Here is a 16,224-nt window from a genome sequence, read left to right as displayed (position 1 = left end):
GCGTTAAGCTCAGGCGACGGGAAGGCGGATGAGGAAGCGGCTGCCGCTTTGATCCGAATGTTCGAGGCTGAGATCGCCGCCAAGCGCTGCCAGAAACTCCCGCGCCGTCGTCAATCCGAGACCGGCGCCCGGCACCGTTCCCGCCTTCGGCAATTTCCAGAACGGCTCGAAGATCCGCTCCCGGTAGGCCGGATCGATACCCGTCCCATTGTCGGAAATCCGGATGAACCAATCCGCTCCCATTCGCTCCGCTGCAATAGCCACATGCGGCGGCGCTTCGCTGCGCCAGGTCAGCGCATTGGTCAGCAGATGCCGCAGCACCAGGCCGAGCAGGGCCGGGTCGGTGCGGATGGAGGGCAGGCCCTGGCTTTCCAGCGTCGCATCGCCGACCGCGGTTTCGTCGATCAGCTCACCCCAGATATTTTCGGCCAGCGCCTGCAGATCGACCTCTTCGGGCGTCACCTGAGGTGCTCCGCCGGCAAGGTTCATCAATGCCTTGGTCAGGCGCTGTGCGGCTTGCGCCTTTTCCATGATCATCCGCAGGCTCTGAAGCTGTTCGCCGTCGAGCGTTTCCTCGAGATCGTCGAGCAGCAGCTCGGCATACATGGCGATATGGCGCAGCGGCGATTGCAGATCGTGTGAGGCGGTTGCGAGAAAACGCCTGATGCGCTCCTCACTGCTATCGTTTTCTTCCGGTCGTCTCGTCGGGTTTGATGACATCTGGCGGTTTCCCGATCTCTGCTATAGCGCCGCGCTTCTTTTTCAACGCGCCAAGGACGCTGTAATCCTTTGAATCGCTGCAAGATTTCATCCTTGCAATCATCGACAATAGAAAGAGGGCGCCGGCTCTGCAACCGGCGCCCTCTTCAAGGATGCGTCAACACGCGGATTTTAGCTCGCCGACTTGCGCGGGCGGCCCTGTTCCGGCGGGATGATGTCGACGGCGCCATCGGTTGCCGGTGCCGCCTTGGCGTGGCGGCGGCGCCAGTCGCCGAGGAAGAGCAGGATCGGTGCCGCGATGAAGATCGACGAGGCGCCGGCCACGAGAATGCCGAAGACCATCGGGATCGCGAAGCTGGAGACGGCGCTGCCGCCCCAGATCGCCATTGGCACCAGGGCGAGGAAGGCCGTCGCATTGGTGTAGAGGCTTCGCGCCAGGGTCTCGTTGATCGACTTGTCGATGATCTCGCGCAGCGGCATCGACTTGTAGAGCCGCATGTTTTCGCGCATGCGGTCATAGACGACGACCTTGTCGTTCACCGAGTAGCCGACGAGCGTCAGGATGGCGGCGATGGCCGTCAGGTTGAAGTCGAGGCCGGTGATCGCGAAGAAGCCGATCGCCTTGGTGACGTCGAGCACCAGCGTGACGATGGCGCCGACGGCAAACGGCCATTCGAACCGCACCCAGATGTAGATCAGCATCGCCAAGCTGGCGATCACCACCGACAGGATGCCGGCCCAGGCAAGCTCGCCGCTGACCTTCGGGCCGATGACGTCGGTGCCTTCGACGGTGGCGGTCGGATCGATCTTGGTGACTTCCGCCTTCAGCTTGGTCACCGCTGCCGTCTGCGCCTCTTCGCCGCCCTCCTGCCGCTGGGCGCGAACGAGAATGCTGCTGTTGTCGCCGAAGGACTGCAGCGTGATTTCGCCGAGGCCGAGACTGTCAAGACCTTCGCGGAACTTCGCAAGATCGGCCGCCCCTTGAGTCTTGACGGACATCTGGATGCCGCCGCGGAAATCGACGCCGTAGTTGAGACCGGGATGAATGAAGAGCACGACGGAGGCGATCGACAGCAGCGCCGAAACGGTGAGGCCGAAGAAGCGCGCCTTCATGAACTCGATGTGCTTGTCATAGGGGCTGAACGGGATCAACGGCCGGATGTTCAGCACCTTGAACTTGCGGCGGCGGGTGATCTCGATCATCGCGACGCGAACGAAGGCGACCGAGGTGAACATCGAGATGATCAGACCGAGCGCCATGGTCACGGCAAAGCCGCGAACCGGCCCGGAACCGAAGAAGAACAGGATGGCGGCAGCGATCAGGGCGGTCATATTGCCGTCGATGATTGTCGAATAGGCACGATTGAAGCCCGTATCGATGGCGGCAAAGGCGCCCTTGCCCTTGCGGGTCTCTTCACGAATACGCTCGTTGATGAGGACGTTCGCATCGACCGCAAGGCCGATGCCGAGAACGACACCGGCAATGCCCGGCAGCGTCAGCGTCGCACCGACCAGCGTCAGGGCCGAGAAGGTCAGGATCGTGTGGATCAGCAGCGCGATATTCGCCAGCACGCCCCAGGTGCCATAGAGCACGAAGATGAAGAGCGCGACGAGAGCAAAGCCGACGATGCCGGAATAGATGCCCATCTTGATGGCATCGGCCCCGAGGTCGGCGCCGACGGTGCGTTCTTCGATGACCGTCAGCTTGGCGGGCAGGGCGCCGGCGCGCAGCATGGCGGCAAGCGTCGTCGCGCTGTCGGCTGAGAAGTTGCCGGAGATCTGGCCGGAGCCGCCGGTGATCGGTTCGCGGATATTGGGTGCGCTCAGCACCTTGTCGTCGAGGACGATGGCGAAGGGATTGCCGACATTCTGACGGGTGATATCGGCAAAGCGGGTGGCGCCGGCGCTGTCGAAGCGGAAGCTGACGACCGGCTCATGCGTGTTCGGGTCGAAGCTGACGCGGGCATCCGAAAGGCGGTCGCCGGAGATTTCGACACGGTCGAGAACAGCATAGGACCGGCCTTCCTCGTCCTGCATCATGGTGATACCAGGGCCGGGCTGGTTGTTCGGCGCCACCATGTGGAACGACATCTTCGCCGTCGAGCCGAGAAGTTGGCGCAGCCGCGTCGGATCCTGTGCGCCGGGCAGCTGCACGAGCACGCGGTTGGCGCCGATGCGCTGGATCGTCGGCTCGGAGACGCCGACCTGGTCGACGCGCTGGCGGATGACTTCAAGGCTCTGCTGGACGGCGTTATCGACATTGGCGGAGATGCCGGCCCGGGAGAAGCCGACGGTAATGGTCGCTCCGTTCGCCGTGACATCCAGATCCGCCTGGCCGGCGCTGAGACCGGTGCTGATCGGGTTGGCCAGCGTCTTGAGTTCGGTGACGGCGGCATCGCTCTGTGTGGCGTCGGCGAGTGTCACGACGATCTGGTTCTGGCTGCGGACGACGGCCTTCGGCTGGATGCCCTTTTCGCGCAGCACGCGGCGCGCGTCCTGAAGCAGCGATTGCAGCCGCTCCTTGGTCAGATCCGCTTCGTCGACTTCCAGAACGAGATGCGAGCCGCCGCGAAGGTCGAGACCGAGCGACACCTGTTCATGCGGCAGCCATGCCGGCACGCGCTGAAGGACGGATTGCGGCAGGACGTTCGGCAAAGCGATCAATATGCCGAGAAGGATGATCACCGTATAGGTGAACACCAGCCATGGTGAAGTACGCATGTTGTATTCCTTAGATAATCGGTGGCCGGCGCGCGGGCGCTGGCGGCATGTCGTCAGATGTCGGGAGCGCCTCGGCGCAAACGTCAGGCAGCAGTCGGCGGTGCGCGCGGCTGGTGGGTCCTGGAGACCGCGGCATGAAGCGGAGCTTCAAATGCCGGAAACGCGGCTGACATGGTCCAGCCGGCGAAATCGACAACCGGGGCCGCGGCAAGGGCGGCCGATCCGCCGTCATGGGCGGCCTGCTTCGGTGCAAGCCTGCGCTCGGTGGCAAGCACGCCGCGCACGGCATCACGCGCGGTCAGCTGCGGCGATTGCGGATCGCGGCCGGACGAGGAAAGCGTATTGACGGCGGCGGCCGGCGAAATGACCAGATTGCCGCCGAACAGTAGGCCGAGATAGGCAAGCATGGCGACAACAAGGGAAACGGCGACACGGCTGGTCAGATGGTGCTGCTCCAGCTCCACCTTCTCCGTCCCGGCTATGTCACTCCCGCATCGGCTCAAAAGCGCGCCAATCTCTCATTCTTTTGGCGGCGGAGGCTCATCCGCCACGATAATTGTATCAGGCCCATGCCCGTCTTCATAGGGCACACTGTCATGATGCACTTGGGCGAGCCGGTCAACCATGCCAAGCGCGATTTCACGCTCGCCCATGATGACGGTGTCGGCGCCATATTGCTTCAATTCATCGACCTCGGCGTCGGAATGGGCGCGGGCAACGATGAGAATCGACGGATTGACGCTGCGCGCCTGCTCGGCGATGCGGCAGGCCTCGAAGGCGTTCGGGATGGCGATGGCAATGCTGCGGGCGCCGGAAAGATTGGCAAGGTCGAGCGTTTCCCGCATCACAGCATTGCCCATCAGGGTTTCGATACCTTGAGCTTTCAGCTCGCCGATGCGCTTGTCGGAATCCTCGATGACGAGAAAAGGTGTGGCCGACGATTTGAGATTCTGTCCGACGATGCTGCCGACCCGCCCATAGCCGACGAGAATGGCGTGGCCGCTGAGAGCAGTCGGATGCACCTCGTCGTCTTCGGGCGGCACCTCTTCGTGAGCGGCCGCCGCATCCGCGGAGGGAGCGGATTCCACCACGGCTTCCTCTCGTTTTGCACCTTCGAGCAGCGGCCGCAGGCGGTCGCAGAGGAAGAACAGCAGCGGATTGAGGATGATCGAGATGATGGCGCCGGCAAGGATCAGATCGCGGCCTTCCTCCGGCAGCAGCCCGAGTTCGACGCCGAGGGCGGCGAGGATGAAGGAGAATTCGCCGATCTGGCCGAGACTGGCCGAAATCGTCAGCGCCGTGCCGAGCGGCTTCTTGAAGGCGAGCACGATCAGCAGGGCGGCGACGGATTTGCCGATGACGATGATGAAGATGGTGGCGAGGATCGGCAGCGGCTTGTCGATCAGGATGTTCGGATCGAACAGCATGCCGACCGAGACGAAGAACAGCACGGCGAAGGCGTCGCGCAGCGGCAGGCTTTCCTGGGCGGCGCGATGGCTGAGCTCGCTTTCGGCAAGCACCATGCCGGCAAAGAAGGCACCGAGCGCCAGCGACACGCCGAAGAGCTTTGCCGCGCCGAAAGCGACGCCGAGCGCGATCGCCAGCACGCCGAGCCGGAAGAGCTCGCGCGACCCGGTATGGGCGATGCGGTGCATGGTCCAGGGAATGAGCTTGCGGCCGAAGACCAGCATCAGCGCCACGAACAGCGCCACCTTCACCAGCGTCATGGCGATCATGCCGCCGATACCGAGATCGAGGCCGAACAACCGGTTCAGCCCGGCCGAGAGCGGCTCGACAGGCGCGTGGCCCTCACCGCCGATGCTGGCCGCGGCCGGGATCAGCACCAGCGCCAGCACCATGGCGAGGTCCTCGACGATCAGCCAGCCGACGGCGATGCGGCCGCGCTCCGTCTCGACCAGGCGCCGCTCCTGCAGAGCCTTCAACAGCACCACGGTTGAAGCGACCGAAAGCGCCAGGCCGAACACCAGGCTGCCGCCGGTCGGCCAGCCCAGGAAGGCGCCAAGCCCCCAGCCGAGCAGGGTCGCAAAGGCGATCTGGGCGATCGCGCCGGGCACGGCGATGCCGCGCACCGACAGCAGGTCTTTCAGTGAGAAATGCAGCCCGACGCCGAACATCAGCAGGATGACGCCGATTTCGGCAAGCTCCGGTGCCAGGCTCTGATCCGCCACATAACCCGGCGTATGCGGTCCCACCAGCACGCCGGCAATCAAATAGCCCACCAGCGGCGGCATGCGCAGCCGATGGGCAAACGCGCCGAAGATGAAAGCCAGCACGAGGCCGCCGACGATTGTCGAAATCAAGGGCGTATCGTGCGGCATTGCTGTCTCCCGATCTGGAAATCCTGTTTGTAATATGACATATATGGTCTATATCGACCAATATGGGCAAGTTGTAATCATGGGTCAAGGCGCAAGGGAAACAATTCTGACCCCGGCTCTCTGCCGGGCGGCGCGCGGCCTGCTCGACTGGACTCAGACCGATCTTGCCGAAAGAGCCGGCGTCTCGCGCAGCACCATCCGCGATTACGAGGGGCGCCACCACGACATCCACCGCGCGACCGAGGCGCAGCTGCGCCTCGCCTTCGAGGAAGGCGGCGTCAGATTCGTCGAGATCGAAGGGGCGGGCACCGGCCTCTGCCTGCCCACGGCATAATTCCCTAAATCCGAATCGCTGGGCTCAAGGCGCCAGGCAGGCGGCGGAGACTTTGTAGACCGAGAGCGACTTGCCCCTGTAATAGCCTTCGGTCGGCTGCCAGGTCTTCAGCATTTCGGGCGTCTCGGCGGCGCAGGTGAGGGAACCGTCCGTCAGGAAAAGCACCTTGCCGGTAATGTCGGCGGGCAGCGCGAATTCCTGTTCGTAATAACTCTCCGGAAGGCCGGCGGGCGCCCGCGCATAGATCCTGTAGGATGCGTCGCGCAGCGTATAGAAAAGATCGGCGACCATGTCGCGATTGTCGGTGACGATGATGTCGGTGCCGGCCTGGGCGGCGAGTGCGGCGGCCTCGCGGCTGACCTCGGCGCGGCCGAGATAGCGCTTCATCAACGCGTCGCCGTTCGGCAGCAGCAATTGCTGCGGAAAGATCGTCGCCAGCGGAAAGAGCAGGCTGGCGATGCCGTTGATGGCGAGCGACAGCCTCAGCCCCTTCGGCCACAACCGATAGAGCAGCCAGACGGCGAGGATGGTCCCGGCGACATAGGCGGTCACGGCCCAGTTGGCATAGGCCTTGGCGACCGTTGCCTGCAGCGTGATCAGCACCACCACCGGCATCGACAGCCAGATCAACATCTTTTCCCGATCGTCGCACCTGCCCCTGATCATGCGATAGACCGCCCAGAGCATGGCAAAGAAGATGATCGGCCCGACGACGCCGAATTGCGCGGAGAAGAATTCAAGCCCGCGACGGAGATTGATGCCGAGGTCGCTCCAATGGGCGATGTCCTGCGTATGCCGCACCGTCGTATTGTTGTGCTGCAGGTTCCACCAGAGGTTCGGCAGGGCGACGACCGCCGCGACCGCAACCGCGATGATGAAATCCCGGATGGCGATGCGCGCCGCCGGAATGAGGAGAAGGGCAAGCGCGCCGCCCGGAACGACGAACAGCACGGCATATTTCGTCAGGAAGGCGAGGCCGACGCCAAGGCCCATGACCAGCGCCAGCCCGAGCGAGCGCCGCTGCGTCAGGCCGAAATAGGCAAGCAAGGTGATCGCGATGAAAAACAGGAGTATCACGTCGGTGGAGAAGAACACCGAGGAAAGCGCAACACCCGGGAGGGTAATATAGGTGGCGCCCGTCCAGCCTTCGATCTCCGGACCGACGAAACGCTTTGCGACCTTCATCAAAACCAGTGCCGCCGCCATGTGGATCAGCGGTCCGGAGAGCCTGATCCAGTAGATGGCGTTGGAGCCGGAAAGCTCGGTCACGCCGCGGATCACCCAGGCAATCATCGGCGGCTTGGAATAATAGCCGAGATCGAGATTCTGCGCCCAGAACCAGTACTGCGCCTCGTCGACGAAAAGGTCCGTCCGATCGAAAAGCAGCGTGACAACGCGCCAGAGCGTGAAGCCGAGAACGATGAGGAGACCGGATCTGGGGGACATGAACCAAGTGTTCCGCTGACATGAAAGGCGCCAGTGCGATACACCAAAGGTGCCGGGCTGCCAACGGGCAGGTGAGGGTTTTAGAACACCCGCAGCGCGCGGATATCGCGGTTTGCCGCGAGAAAATCGAGGCGGGCGACGGCGGCAAGCAGCGTCATTGCAATCAAGCAGGCACCCAATCCGAGAACAATCATTGCTCTGTCCTTGTCGACGTCATGTCTTGGTTATCGACCGGCCTATAACACGGAGCTTGCGTGTGCCTTGTAGCAGCCGTGCAACTCCGCCGCAGTATTTGCTGTGGGCGGCCTTGAATTGCGTCAAAAGCCTGCACTGCGAAGGGCTTATTAACCTTCAAGCAAGGAATTAACCATAAACATTGGTTTACACGTCGGAATGGGAAGATGCACTCGTTCCCACCAGGCATGACGCCGTCCCGCCGTACCGGGTTGATCCGGTATCCATCTCTTCAGACAGCTCCGAACTATAGCTGATCAGGGGGCTTCGACCCGCCGGTTGTAACCGGTGGTGAGAACCGTCTCCAGGCTTTGCGTTTACCGGACGCTGCAAAAGTTTTTAACCGGGCATCCGCCTGGACAGTGGGTTGGGGACAGGCGTTGAGGCAGGACATGCCATCAGATCAGGCTCGTGGAGCGCAGGCAGGCAGCTTGCGCGACCGCCTGCGCTTTGCCGGTCTCGATGCCGACCAGTGCGAGCTGGTGCGCCGCAACCGGCCGGCCCTCGAAGCGCATCTGAAGGCAGGTCTGCGCGATCTCTTCCACAGGTTCCAGTCATTCCCGGACGCGGCGCGCAATTTCGACAGCGAGCGCCAGGTCGAGCGCCTGCATGATCTGCAGTCCTCGCACTGGGACGTGCTGACGGATGCCCGCTTCGACAGCCTCTATGCCGAACGTGTCAAGGTTCTCTCCGACACCGAAAGCAAGATCGGCCTCGACCCGCGCTGGCACGTGGCCGGCCATGGCGTCATGCTGGAGCATGTCGTTTCCGGTCTCGCCGAGGAAATTGCCGGCCGCCCGCTGCTGCCGTCCGCCAAGCGCCGCACCCGCGAAATCTCCGATCTGATGACCGCGATCATCCGCATCGTCATGGTCGATGTGGAAATCGCCGTCTCGCTGCGCTTCAACGCCCAGCGCTCGGCTGAGAGCCGCGCGCTCGCCGAACAGCGCGCCGACAACGAGGCCGAGATCGCCAGGATCTTCGGCGATGTCGTCGAAGGCCTTTCCGCCCGCGACCTGACGCGGCGCGCCCCCGTCGACGGCGCCCATGCCGCGATCGCCGCCGCGTTGAACGGCGCATTGGATGGGCTCCAGGCCGAGTTCACCGCCATCACCGAGCGCACGCTGAAGGCCGAAGCGGCGACGGGTTCGCTTGCCGGCCTGTCCCGGCAGTTCGCCGGCACGGCGTCCGGCCAGGCCGACCGGCTGCAGCTTTCCGCCGCCGCCCTTGCCGGCATCGCCGGCAGTGTGCGCGACGGCGCCGCCGACAGCCGAGCCGCCGAACAGGCCGCGGCCTCGACGCGCGCCGCCGTCGAGGAAAGCGGCGAGGTCGTCGGCCGTGCGATCAGCGCCATGGCCGATATCGAGCAGTCGGCCGAAAAGATCGGCCAGATCATCGGCGCGATCGACGAGATCGCCTTCCAGACCAATCTTCTGGCGCTGAACGCCGGCATCGAGGCGGCCCGCGCCGGCGATTCCGGCCGCGGCTTTGCCGTCGTCGCCCAGGAGGTCCGCGCGCTCGCCCAGCGGTCCGCCGAAGCAGCCCGGGAGATCAAGACGCTGGTGACGACGACCAAGGCGCAGGTCGACGCCGGCGTGCAGATGGTCGGCCGCACACAGGATTCGATCGGCAGCATCGTGCGCCAGGTCACCGACATCAATGCCGCCATATCAGGCATCGCCACCCGGACCGGCGAACATGCCGCCAGCCTCGACAGCGTCACGTCGGACGTCAGGGGTCTGGGCGGCGAGGTGGCCGATAGCGCCGGCCTTGCGGAGCGCTCGGCCGAAGGCGCCGACCACCTCCACACCGTCATTCTCGAGCTCGGCCAGACGATTCGCGAATTCCGCATCGCCCGGGAAAACGCCAATGCCGGGCGCCCGGCTGCGGTTCGTGTGACGCCGCGGCGCGCCATCGAAGCCGCCGCCCGTCCTGACGTGGCCGAAGATGAATATGAAAATGATGATTTTAGCCTTCCGCAGCCCTTCGCAAGCGTCGGAGGTGGGCGGAATGTTTACTAACCTATCGGATGATTGCCTCAGCTCGTCTTCTCGAGCCGGGGACAAGGGGACAAGGAAAAGCTGATGGTAGCAAAGAAGAGTGGCAAGACGCTGGATCTGACAGCGGTGCTCGACCTCAATGAGGCTTCCGCCTTGCGCGATAAACTCCTCTCCCTCAGGGGCAGCGGTCTGTCGATAGACGCCTCAGGCGTCGAGCGGATCGGTGCTCTGTGCGCCCAGGTTCTGATGTCCGCCGAGAAGACCTGGGAGCAGGACAAGCAGCCATTCACCTTTTCCAAGGTGTCCGACGCATTTCAGAAAACCATGCAGCTGGTGGGCGTCAATATTGATCACCTGCTTGCCAAGGAGATTCGGCAATGAAGAAAAAAGTTCTTACCGTGGATGATTCCCGCACCATCCGAAACATGCTTCTCGTGACGCTCAACAATGCCGGCTTCGAGACGATCCAGGCGGAAGACGGCGTCGAGGGTCTCGAGGTTCTCGAAGAGTCCAATCCTGACGTCATCGTGACCGACATCAACATGCCGCGCCTCGACGGTTTCGGCTTCATCGAAGGTGTCCGCCGCAACGAGAAATATCGGGCGATCCCGATCCTGGTCCTGACCACCGAAAGCGACGCGGAAAAGAAGAATCGCGCCCGCCAGGCCGGCGCCACGGGCTGGATCGTCAAGCCTTTCGACCCGGCCAAGTTGATCGATGCCATTGAGCGTGTAACCGCTTAAATCAGGATTTTCTCCTATGGATATGAACGAAATCAAAGAGATCTTTTTCCAGGAGTGCGAGGAACAGCTCGCCGAGCTGGAATCCGGTCTTCTGAAAATGAATGATGGCGATCGCGATCCGGAAACCGTCAATGCGGTGTTCCGTGCCGTGCATTCGATCAAGGGTGGCGCCGGCGCCTTCGGCCTTGATGATCTGGTTGCCTTCGCCCATGTTTTCGAGACTACTCTCGATTGCGTTCGATCCAACAAGCTTGAGCCGAACCAGGACGTCCTGAAGGTGATGCTGAAGTCGGCCGACGTGCTCGCCGACCTGACCAATGCCGCGCGCGACGGCGGCAGCGTCGATGAAAGCCGCAGCCGCGGCCTCGTCAAGGAACTCGAGGCGCTGGCCAATGGTGAGTTGCCGTCTCCCTCGGCATTGGCCGAAGCGCCGGCGCCGAAGGCTGCCGCAAAACCCGTAGCCAAGGCCGCTCCGGCCGCTGCCGCGCACGCTCCCAAACCGACCGACGACAGCGGCTTCCAGCCGGTGCCCTTTTCCTTCGACGATTTTGGCGGCGAAGGCGATGCGGGCTCGGCCATGCCGGCCTATGAAGTCATCTTCAAGCCGCGCTACGAACTCTATTCCAAGGGCAATGACGCCACGCTGCTGCTGCGCGATCTCTCGCGCCTCGGCGAAATGACCATCTATTGCAACAGCGATGCTCTGCCGGGCCTCGATGAACTCGATCCGGAAGGCGCTTATTTCTTCTGGAACGTCACGATCAAGACGGACAAGGGCGAGGACGCCATTCGCACCGTTTTCGAATTCGCCGAATGGGACTGCGAACTGACGGTGAAGGCGGTCGAGGAAGCACGGGCTGAGGCGACCAGCAACGACGAACTGCCGATGGTGCCGGTTCCCTTCGACCTGTCGATCCTGGACGAATCGGGCGCAGCCGAAGACGTTTCCGGCGCCGCCGCCGAGACCGCCGCCGCCGTTGCCGCTGCCGAGACTGCCTCCAATGTGACGCAGATGGCTGCAGCCGCCGCCCGCGTCGAGAAGAAGGAATCGGCAGCCGCCGCAGCGGCCGCTGCCAGCGCTGCCGCCGCCCAGAACAATGCCGCCGGCGCCGGCCAGACGATCCGCGTCGATCTCGACCGTGTCGACCGCCTGATCAACCTCGTCGGCGAACTGGTCATCAACCAGGCGATGCTGTCGCAGAGCGTCATCGAGAACGACACGACCGGCACCTCCTCGATCAACATGGGCCTCGAAGAGCTGCAGCAGCTCACCCGCGAGATCCAGGACTCGGTCATGGCGATCCGCGCGCAGCCGGTGAAGCCGGTCTTCCAGCGCATGTCGCGTATCGTCCGCGAAATCGCCGACATGACCGGCAAGTCGATCCGTCTGATCACTGAAGGTGAGAACACCGAAGTCGACAAGACGGTCATCGACAAGCTGGCCGAGCCGCTGACCCACATGATCCGCAATGCCGTCGACCACGGCATCGAAACGCCGGAAAAGCGCGCAGCCGCCGGCAAGAACACCGAAGGCACCGTCCGCCTGACCGCCAAGCATCGTTCGGGCCGCATCCTGATCGAGCTTGCCGACGACGGCGCCGGCATCAACCGCGAGAAGGTCCGCCAGAAGGCGATCGACAACGACCTCATTCCGGCCGATTCCAACCTGTCGGACGAGGAAATCGACAACCTGATCTTCCTGCCGGGCTTCTCGACGGCCGACAAGATTTCCGACATTTCGGGCCGCGGCGTCGGTATGGACGTCGTCAAGCGTTCGATCCAGGCGCTCGGCGGCCGCATCAACATCACCTCCAAGCCTGGCCACGGCTCGGTCTTCACCATGAGCCTGCCGCTGACGCTCGCCGTCCTCGACGGCATGGTGGTCACCGTCGCCGGCCAGACCCTGGTCGTGCCGCTGACGGCAATCGTCGAAACCCTGCAGCCGGAAGCCTCCGCGATCCACTCCTTCGGTGCGAACCACCGGCTGATCTCGATCCGCAACTCTTTCTGCCCGCTGGTCGATGTCGGCCGCATCCTGAACTTCCGCGCGACCCAGGCCAACCCGGTCGAGGGCGTGGCGCTTCTGGTGGAATCCGAAGGCGGCGGCCAGCGCGCCCTGATGGTCGATGCCATCCAGGGTCAGCGCCAGGTGGTCATCAAGAGCCTGGAAGCCAATTACACCCATGTGCCGGGCATTGCCGCCGCCACCATTCTCGGTGACGGGCGCGTCGCTCTCATTCTCGATGTCGACGCGGTTGTCGGCGCCTCGCGCGGCCAGTCGCTCAAAGCAGAAATGTCGTTAGCAGCGGTAGGGTAAGGGAATGTCGTACGCCGTAAAAAATCTGAACGAGGGGGATCGCGAGCTGATCGCGTTCCGCATCGGGGATCAGGAATTTTGCGTGAACATCATGTCGGTTCGTGAGATCCGGGGCTGGACCCCGGCGACCGCGATGCCGCATTCGCCTGCCTATATGCTCGGTGTCATCAACCTGCGCGGCGCGGTGCTGCCGATCATCGATCTTGCCGCCCGGCTCGGCATGAAGCCGGCCGACCCGACCGCCCGTCATGTCATCATCGTCGCCCAGGTCCGGCGCAAGGTCGTCGGCCTGCTGGTCGACGCCGTATCCGATATCCTGACGGTGACCGACGAAACCGTCCAGCCGACGCCCGAGATCTCCTCCGACCTCGAGCGTCAATTTGCCCGCGGCATTCTCGCCATCGAGAAGCGCATGATCTGCCTGATCGAACTCGAATCCCTCTTTTCCGAGACCGAAAGCGAAGCCGCATGAACGCAATGGGCGCAAAAGATCAGAGGCAGGGAGCCGACGAAGTTCTGGCAAGCGGAGAATATCCGCTGACGCGCCGCGATCTCACCGAGATCGCCGCGATGATCTATTCGGATGCCGGCATCTTCCTCAACGAGACGAAGGCGTCGCTGGTTTATTCGCGCCTGTCGAAGCATATCCGCAATCTCGGCCTGTCGGGCTTCCGGGAATATTGCGATCTCGTCGCTTCGCCGGCGGGCGCTGCGCCGCGCCGCGAGATGCTGTCGCATCTGACGACCAATTTTACCCGCTTCTTTCGCGAAAACCATCATTTCGACCACCTGCGCGACCATGTCCTGCCGGAACTTCTGCAGCGGGCGAAATCGGGCGGCCGGGTGCGCATCTGGTCGGCCGCCTCCTCCGACGGGCAGGAGCCCTATTCGATCGCGCTGACCGTGCTGTCGCTGATGCCGAATGTCGCCGATTACGACTTCAAGATCCTGGCAACCGACATCGACCCGAAGATCCTGGCGATCGCCCGGGCCGGCGCCTATGACGAAAACGCGCTCGAAACCGTTTCGCCCGCCATGCGCAAGCAATGGTTCAGCGAAGTCGAGGTGCAGGGCCGCAGGAAGTTCCAGGTCGACGACCGCGTCAAGCGGCTGATCACCTACAATGAGCTCAACCTGATGGCGCAATGGCCGTTCAAGGGCAAGTTCGACGTCATCTTCTGCCGCAACGTCGTCATCTATTTCGACGAGCCGACGCAGATGAAGATCTGGCAGCGTTTCGCTGGCCTGCTGCCGGAGGGCGGCCATCTCTATATCGGCCATTCCGAGCGTGTGTCGGGCGAGGCGAAACACGTCTTCGACAATATCGGCATCACGACCTATCGCTACACCGCCAAAGGTCACGGGAGGAAGGCATGAGCGCTCCGGCAAGGGTTCTCGTCGTTGACGACTCCCCGACGATGCGGGGGCTGATCACCGCCGTCCTGAGTTCCGATCCCGAGGTCAACGTTATCGGCCAGGCCGGCGATGCGCTGGAAGCGCGCGAGGCGATCAAGCGGCTGAACCCCGACGTTGTGACGCTCGACATCGAGATGCCGAATATGAACGGCCTCGATTTCCTCGAAAAGATCATGACGCTGCGTCCGATGCCTGTGATCATGGTATCGACGATGACCCATCGCGGCGCCGAGGCGTCGCTGGCAGCGCTCGAGATCGGCGCCTTCGACTGCGTCGGCAAGCCGGCGCCGGGCGAACCCCGGCCCTTCGGCGACCTCGCCGAGAAGGTCAAGGCAGCCGCGCGCACGCAGCGCCAGTTTTCCCAGCCGGTTGCCGCCCCGGCGCCTCCGCCCTCCGTCGCCGATTTCCGCGTCGGCCGCAAGATCGTCGCGATCGGCTCGTCGACCGGTGGTGTCGAGGCGCTGATCGCCGTGCTGCAGAAATTTCCGGCCAATTGCCCGCCGACCGTCATCACCCAGCATATGCCGCCGACCTTCACCAAGAGCTTCGCCGAACGGCTGAACCGCCTCTGTGCGCCGGTGGTGCAGGAAGCGACCGATGGCGCCCGTCTCGAAATCGGCAAGATCTATCTGGCGCCGGGCGGCGAGCGTCATCTCCAGGTCAGCAACGCCTCGGCGCCCTGCTGCCGTCTCGTCGACCGGGCGCCGGTCAACGGCCACCGCCCATCGGTCGACGTGCTGTTCGATTCGGTCGCCGAGCTGGCTGGCCGCAACGCCGTCGGCGTGATCTTGACCGGAATGGGCCGCGATGGCGCCGCCGGATTGTTGAAAATGCGCCACGCCGGCGCCAGAACACTCGGCCAGAACGAAAAAACCTGTGTCGTTTACGGAATGCCAAGGGTTGCTCATGAACTTGGCGCCGTTGAGCAGCAGTTGCCCCTGTCTGCCATCGGTGAAGAAATATTGAAAATGACAGCCGCCCGAAAGGAAGGGACCGAATAAATGTCGATCGCGGAGAAAATCAAAGTTCTGATCGTCGATGATCAGGTAACGAGCCGGTTGCTGCTCAGCGATGCGCTGACCCAGCTTGGTTTCAAGCAGATCACGTCCGCAGGCGACGGCGAGCAGGGCATGAAGATCATGGCCGAGCAGCCGCACCATCTGGTGATCTCGGACTTCAACATGCCGAAGATGGACGGCATCGGCTTCCTTCAGGCCGTGCGCACCAACCCGAACACCAAGAAGGCGGCCTTCATCATCTTGACCGCCCAGGGCGACCGCGCACTGGTGCAGAAGGCAGCCCAGCTCGGCGCCAACAACGTGCTCGCCAAGCCGTTCACGATCGAGAAGATGAAAGCGGCCATCGAAGCCGTGTTTGGAGCCCTGAAATGATCACTGAGGGGGCAGCCCGCCGCGTGCACATCATTCAGGGCGAGTACAAGGTTCTGAGCGATCCGAATGCGGTCCTCTCGACCATTCTCGGCTCGTGCGTGGCTGCGTGCCTCAGAGACCCTGTCGCCGGTATCGGCGGCATGAACCACTTCCTGCTGCCCGGTTCGGCGACGTCGCCGACCTCAGGCGGCGATGCCACGCGTTACGGCGTGCATCTGATGGAACTGCTGATCAACGGTCTCCTGAAGCAGGGCGCCCGGCGCGACCGGCTGGAGGCCAAGATCTTCGGCGGCGCGAAGACGATCTCGACATTCTCCAATGTCGGTGAGCAGAACGCGGCCTTCGCCATGCAGTTCCTGAGGGATGAAGGCATTCCGGTGGTCGGCTCCTCCACAGGCGGAGACCATGGACGCAAGCTCGAATATTGGCCGGTCTCCGGTCGTGCCCGGCAGTACCCCCTGACCGGCGCCGAAACGCAGAGAACCGTCGCCCTCGAGCAGCGCCCCGCCGCTCCGCCGAAGCCCGTCGAAACCAGTATCGAATTTTTTTGATGGCGAGGATTT

At 63.3% G+C, this 16,224-nt stretch carries 15 protein-coding genes; 10 read left to right on the top strand and 5 right to left on the bottom strand.

Annotated elements, in window-relative coordinates; all coding sequences use genetic code 11:
- Positions 1-9: 9 nt before the first annotated feature.
- The 4 genes from QMO80_RS09660 to ybaL form a co-directional block, all read right to left on the bottom strand.
- Positions 10-720, bottom strand: coding sequence for an ATP-binding protein (locus QMO80_RS09660; RefSeq protein ID WP_283199855.1), 711 nt, complete (start codon positions 718-720; stop codon positions 10-12).
- 171 nt (positions 721-891) lie between these two features.
- A complete protein-coding gene (secD, locus tag QMO80_RS09655) occupies positions 892-3,441 on the bottom strand; it encodes a protein translocase subunit SecD (protein WP_283199854.1) in 2,550 nt (849 codons plus the stop codon).
- Between the two features lie 83 nt (positions 3,442-3,524).
- The gene (locus QMO80_RS09650; RefSeq protein ID WP_283199853.1) at positions 3,525-3,905 is read right to left on the bottom strand and encodes a hypothetical protein; all 381 of its coding nucleotides are present in this window, start codon (positions 3,903-3,905) and stop codon (positions 3,525-3,527) included.
- 54 nt (positions 3,906-3,959) lie between these two features.
- On the bottom strand, positions 3,960-5,780 hold the full coding sequence (gene ybaL / locus QMO80_RS09645) for a YbaL family putative K(+) efflux transporter (protein ID WP_283199852.1): 1,821 nt from the start codon (positions 5,778-5,780) through the stop codon (positions 3,960-3,962).
- A 34-nt stretch (positions 5,781-5,814) separates the two neighbouring features.
- Between ybaL and QMO80_RS09640 the strand changes: the two genes are divergently transcribed.
- Positions 5,815-6,114, top strand: coding sequence for a helix-turn-helix transcriptional regulator (locus tag QMO80_RS09640; RefSeq protein ID WP_283199851.1), 300 nt, complete (start codon positions 5,815-5,817; stop codon positions 6,112-6,114).
- 24 nt (positions 6,115-6,138) lie between these two features.
- On the opposite strand, the gene QMO80_RS09635 is transcribed toward QMO80_RS09640, so the two are convergent.
- Positions 6,139-7,560, bottom strand: a complete 1,422-nt coding sequence (locus tag QMO80_RS09635; RefSeq protein ID WP_283199850.1) for a glycosyltransferase family 39 protein — start codon at positions 7,558-7,560, stop codon at positions 6,139-6,141.
- 626 nt (positions 7,561-8,186) lie between these two features.
- Between QMO80_RS09635 and QMO80_RS09630 the strand changes: the two genes are divergently transcribed.
- The 9 genes from QMO80_RS09630 to cheD all read left to right on the top strand — a co-directional run bounded on the left by QMO80_RS09630 (position 8,187) and on the right by cheD (position 16,212).
- Entirely contained in the window at positions 8,187-9,815 is a 1,629-nt protein-coding gene (locus tag QMO80_RS09630) for a globin-coupled sensor protein (RefSeq protein ID WP_283199849.1), read from the top strand.
- Positions 9,816-9,878: 63 nt separating this feature from the next.
- A complete protein-coding gene (locus QMO80_RS09625; protein ID WP_003588585.1) occupies positions 9,879-10,175 on the top strand; it encodes an STAS domain-containing protein in 297 nt (98 codons plus the stop codon).
- Positions 10,172-10,537, top strand: a complete 366-nt coding sequence (cheY1, locus tag QMO80_RS09620; protein ID WP_003570362.1) for a chemotaxis response regulator CheY1 — start codon at positions 10,172-10,174, stop codon at positions 10,535-10,537. The genes QMO80_RS09625 and cheY1 overlap by 4 nt, the downstream gene beginning before the upstream one ends.
- Before the next feature lie 16 nt (positions 10,538-10,553).
- Complete coding sequence (locus tag QMO80_RS09615) at positions 10,554-12,854, top strand: chemotaxis protein CheA (protein ID WP_283199848.1); 2,301 nt, start codon at positions 10,554-10,556, stop codon at positions 12,852-12,854.
- Positions 12,855-12,858: 4 nt separating this feature from the next.
- A complete protein-coding gene (locus QMO80_RS09610) occupies positions 12,859-13,326 on the top strand; it encodes a chemotaxis protein CheW (protein ID WP_283199847.1) in 468 nt (155 codons plus the stop codon).
- The gene (gene cheR, locus QMO80_RS09605) at positions 13,323-14,231 is read left to right on the top strand and encodes a protein-glutamate O-methyltransferase CheR (RefSeq protein ID WP_283199846.1); all 909 of its coding nucleotides are present in this window, start codon (positions 13,323-13,325) and stop codon (positions 14,229-14,231) included. Before QMO80_RS09610 ends, cheR begins: the two co-directional genes overlap by 4 nt.
- Positions 14,228-15,271 (top strand): protein-glutamate O-methylesterase CheB, encoded by a 1,044-nt coding sequence (gene cheB / locus QMO80_RS09600; protein WP_283199845.1) that lies wholly within the window; start codon positions 14,228-14,230, stop codon positions 15,269-15,271. Before cheR ends, cheB begins: the two co-directional genes overlap by 4 nt.
- On the top strand, positions 15,272-15,661 hold the full coding sequence (locus tag QMO80_RS09595) for a response regulator (protein ID WP_003556488.1): 390 nt from the start codon (positions 15,272-15,274) through the stop codon (positions 15,659-15,661). It begins immediately after the preceding gene.
- Positions 15,658-16,212, top strand: a complete 555-nt coding sequence (cheD, locus tag QMO80_RS09590) for a chemoreceptor glutamine deamidase CheD (RefSeq protein ID WP_283199844.1) — start codon at positions 15,658-15,660, stop codon at positions 16,210-16,212. The genes QMO80_RS09595 and cheD overlap by 4 nt, the downstream gene beginning before the upstream one ends.
- Positions 16,213-16,224: the final 12 nt, after the last annotated feature.

The sequence above is a fragment of the Rhizobium sp. BT03 genome, from assembly GCF_030053155.1.
Taxonomy (GTDB): domain Bacteria; phylum Pseudomonadota; class Alphaproteobacteria; order Rhizobiales; family Rhizobiaceae; genus Rhizobium.
Note: the sequence above shows the minus strand (reverse complement) of the source record. Positions and strands in the feature narration are given on the sequence as shown.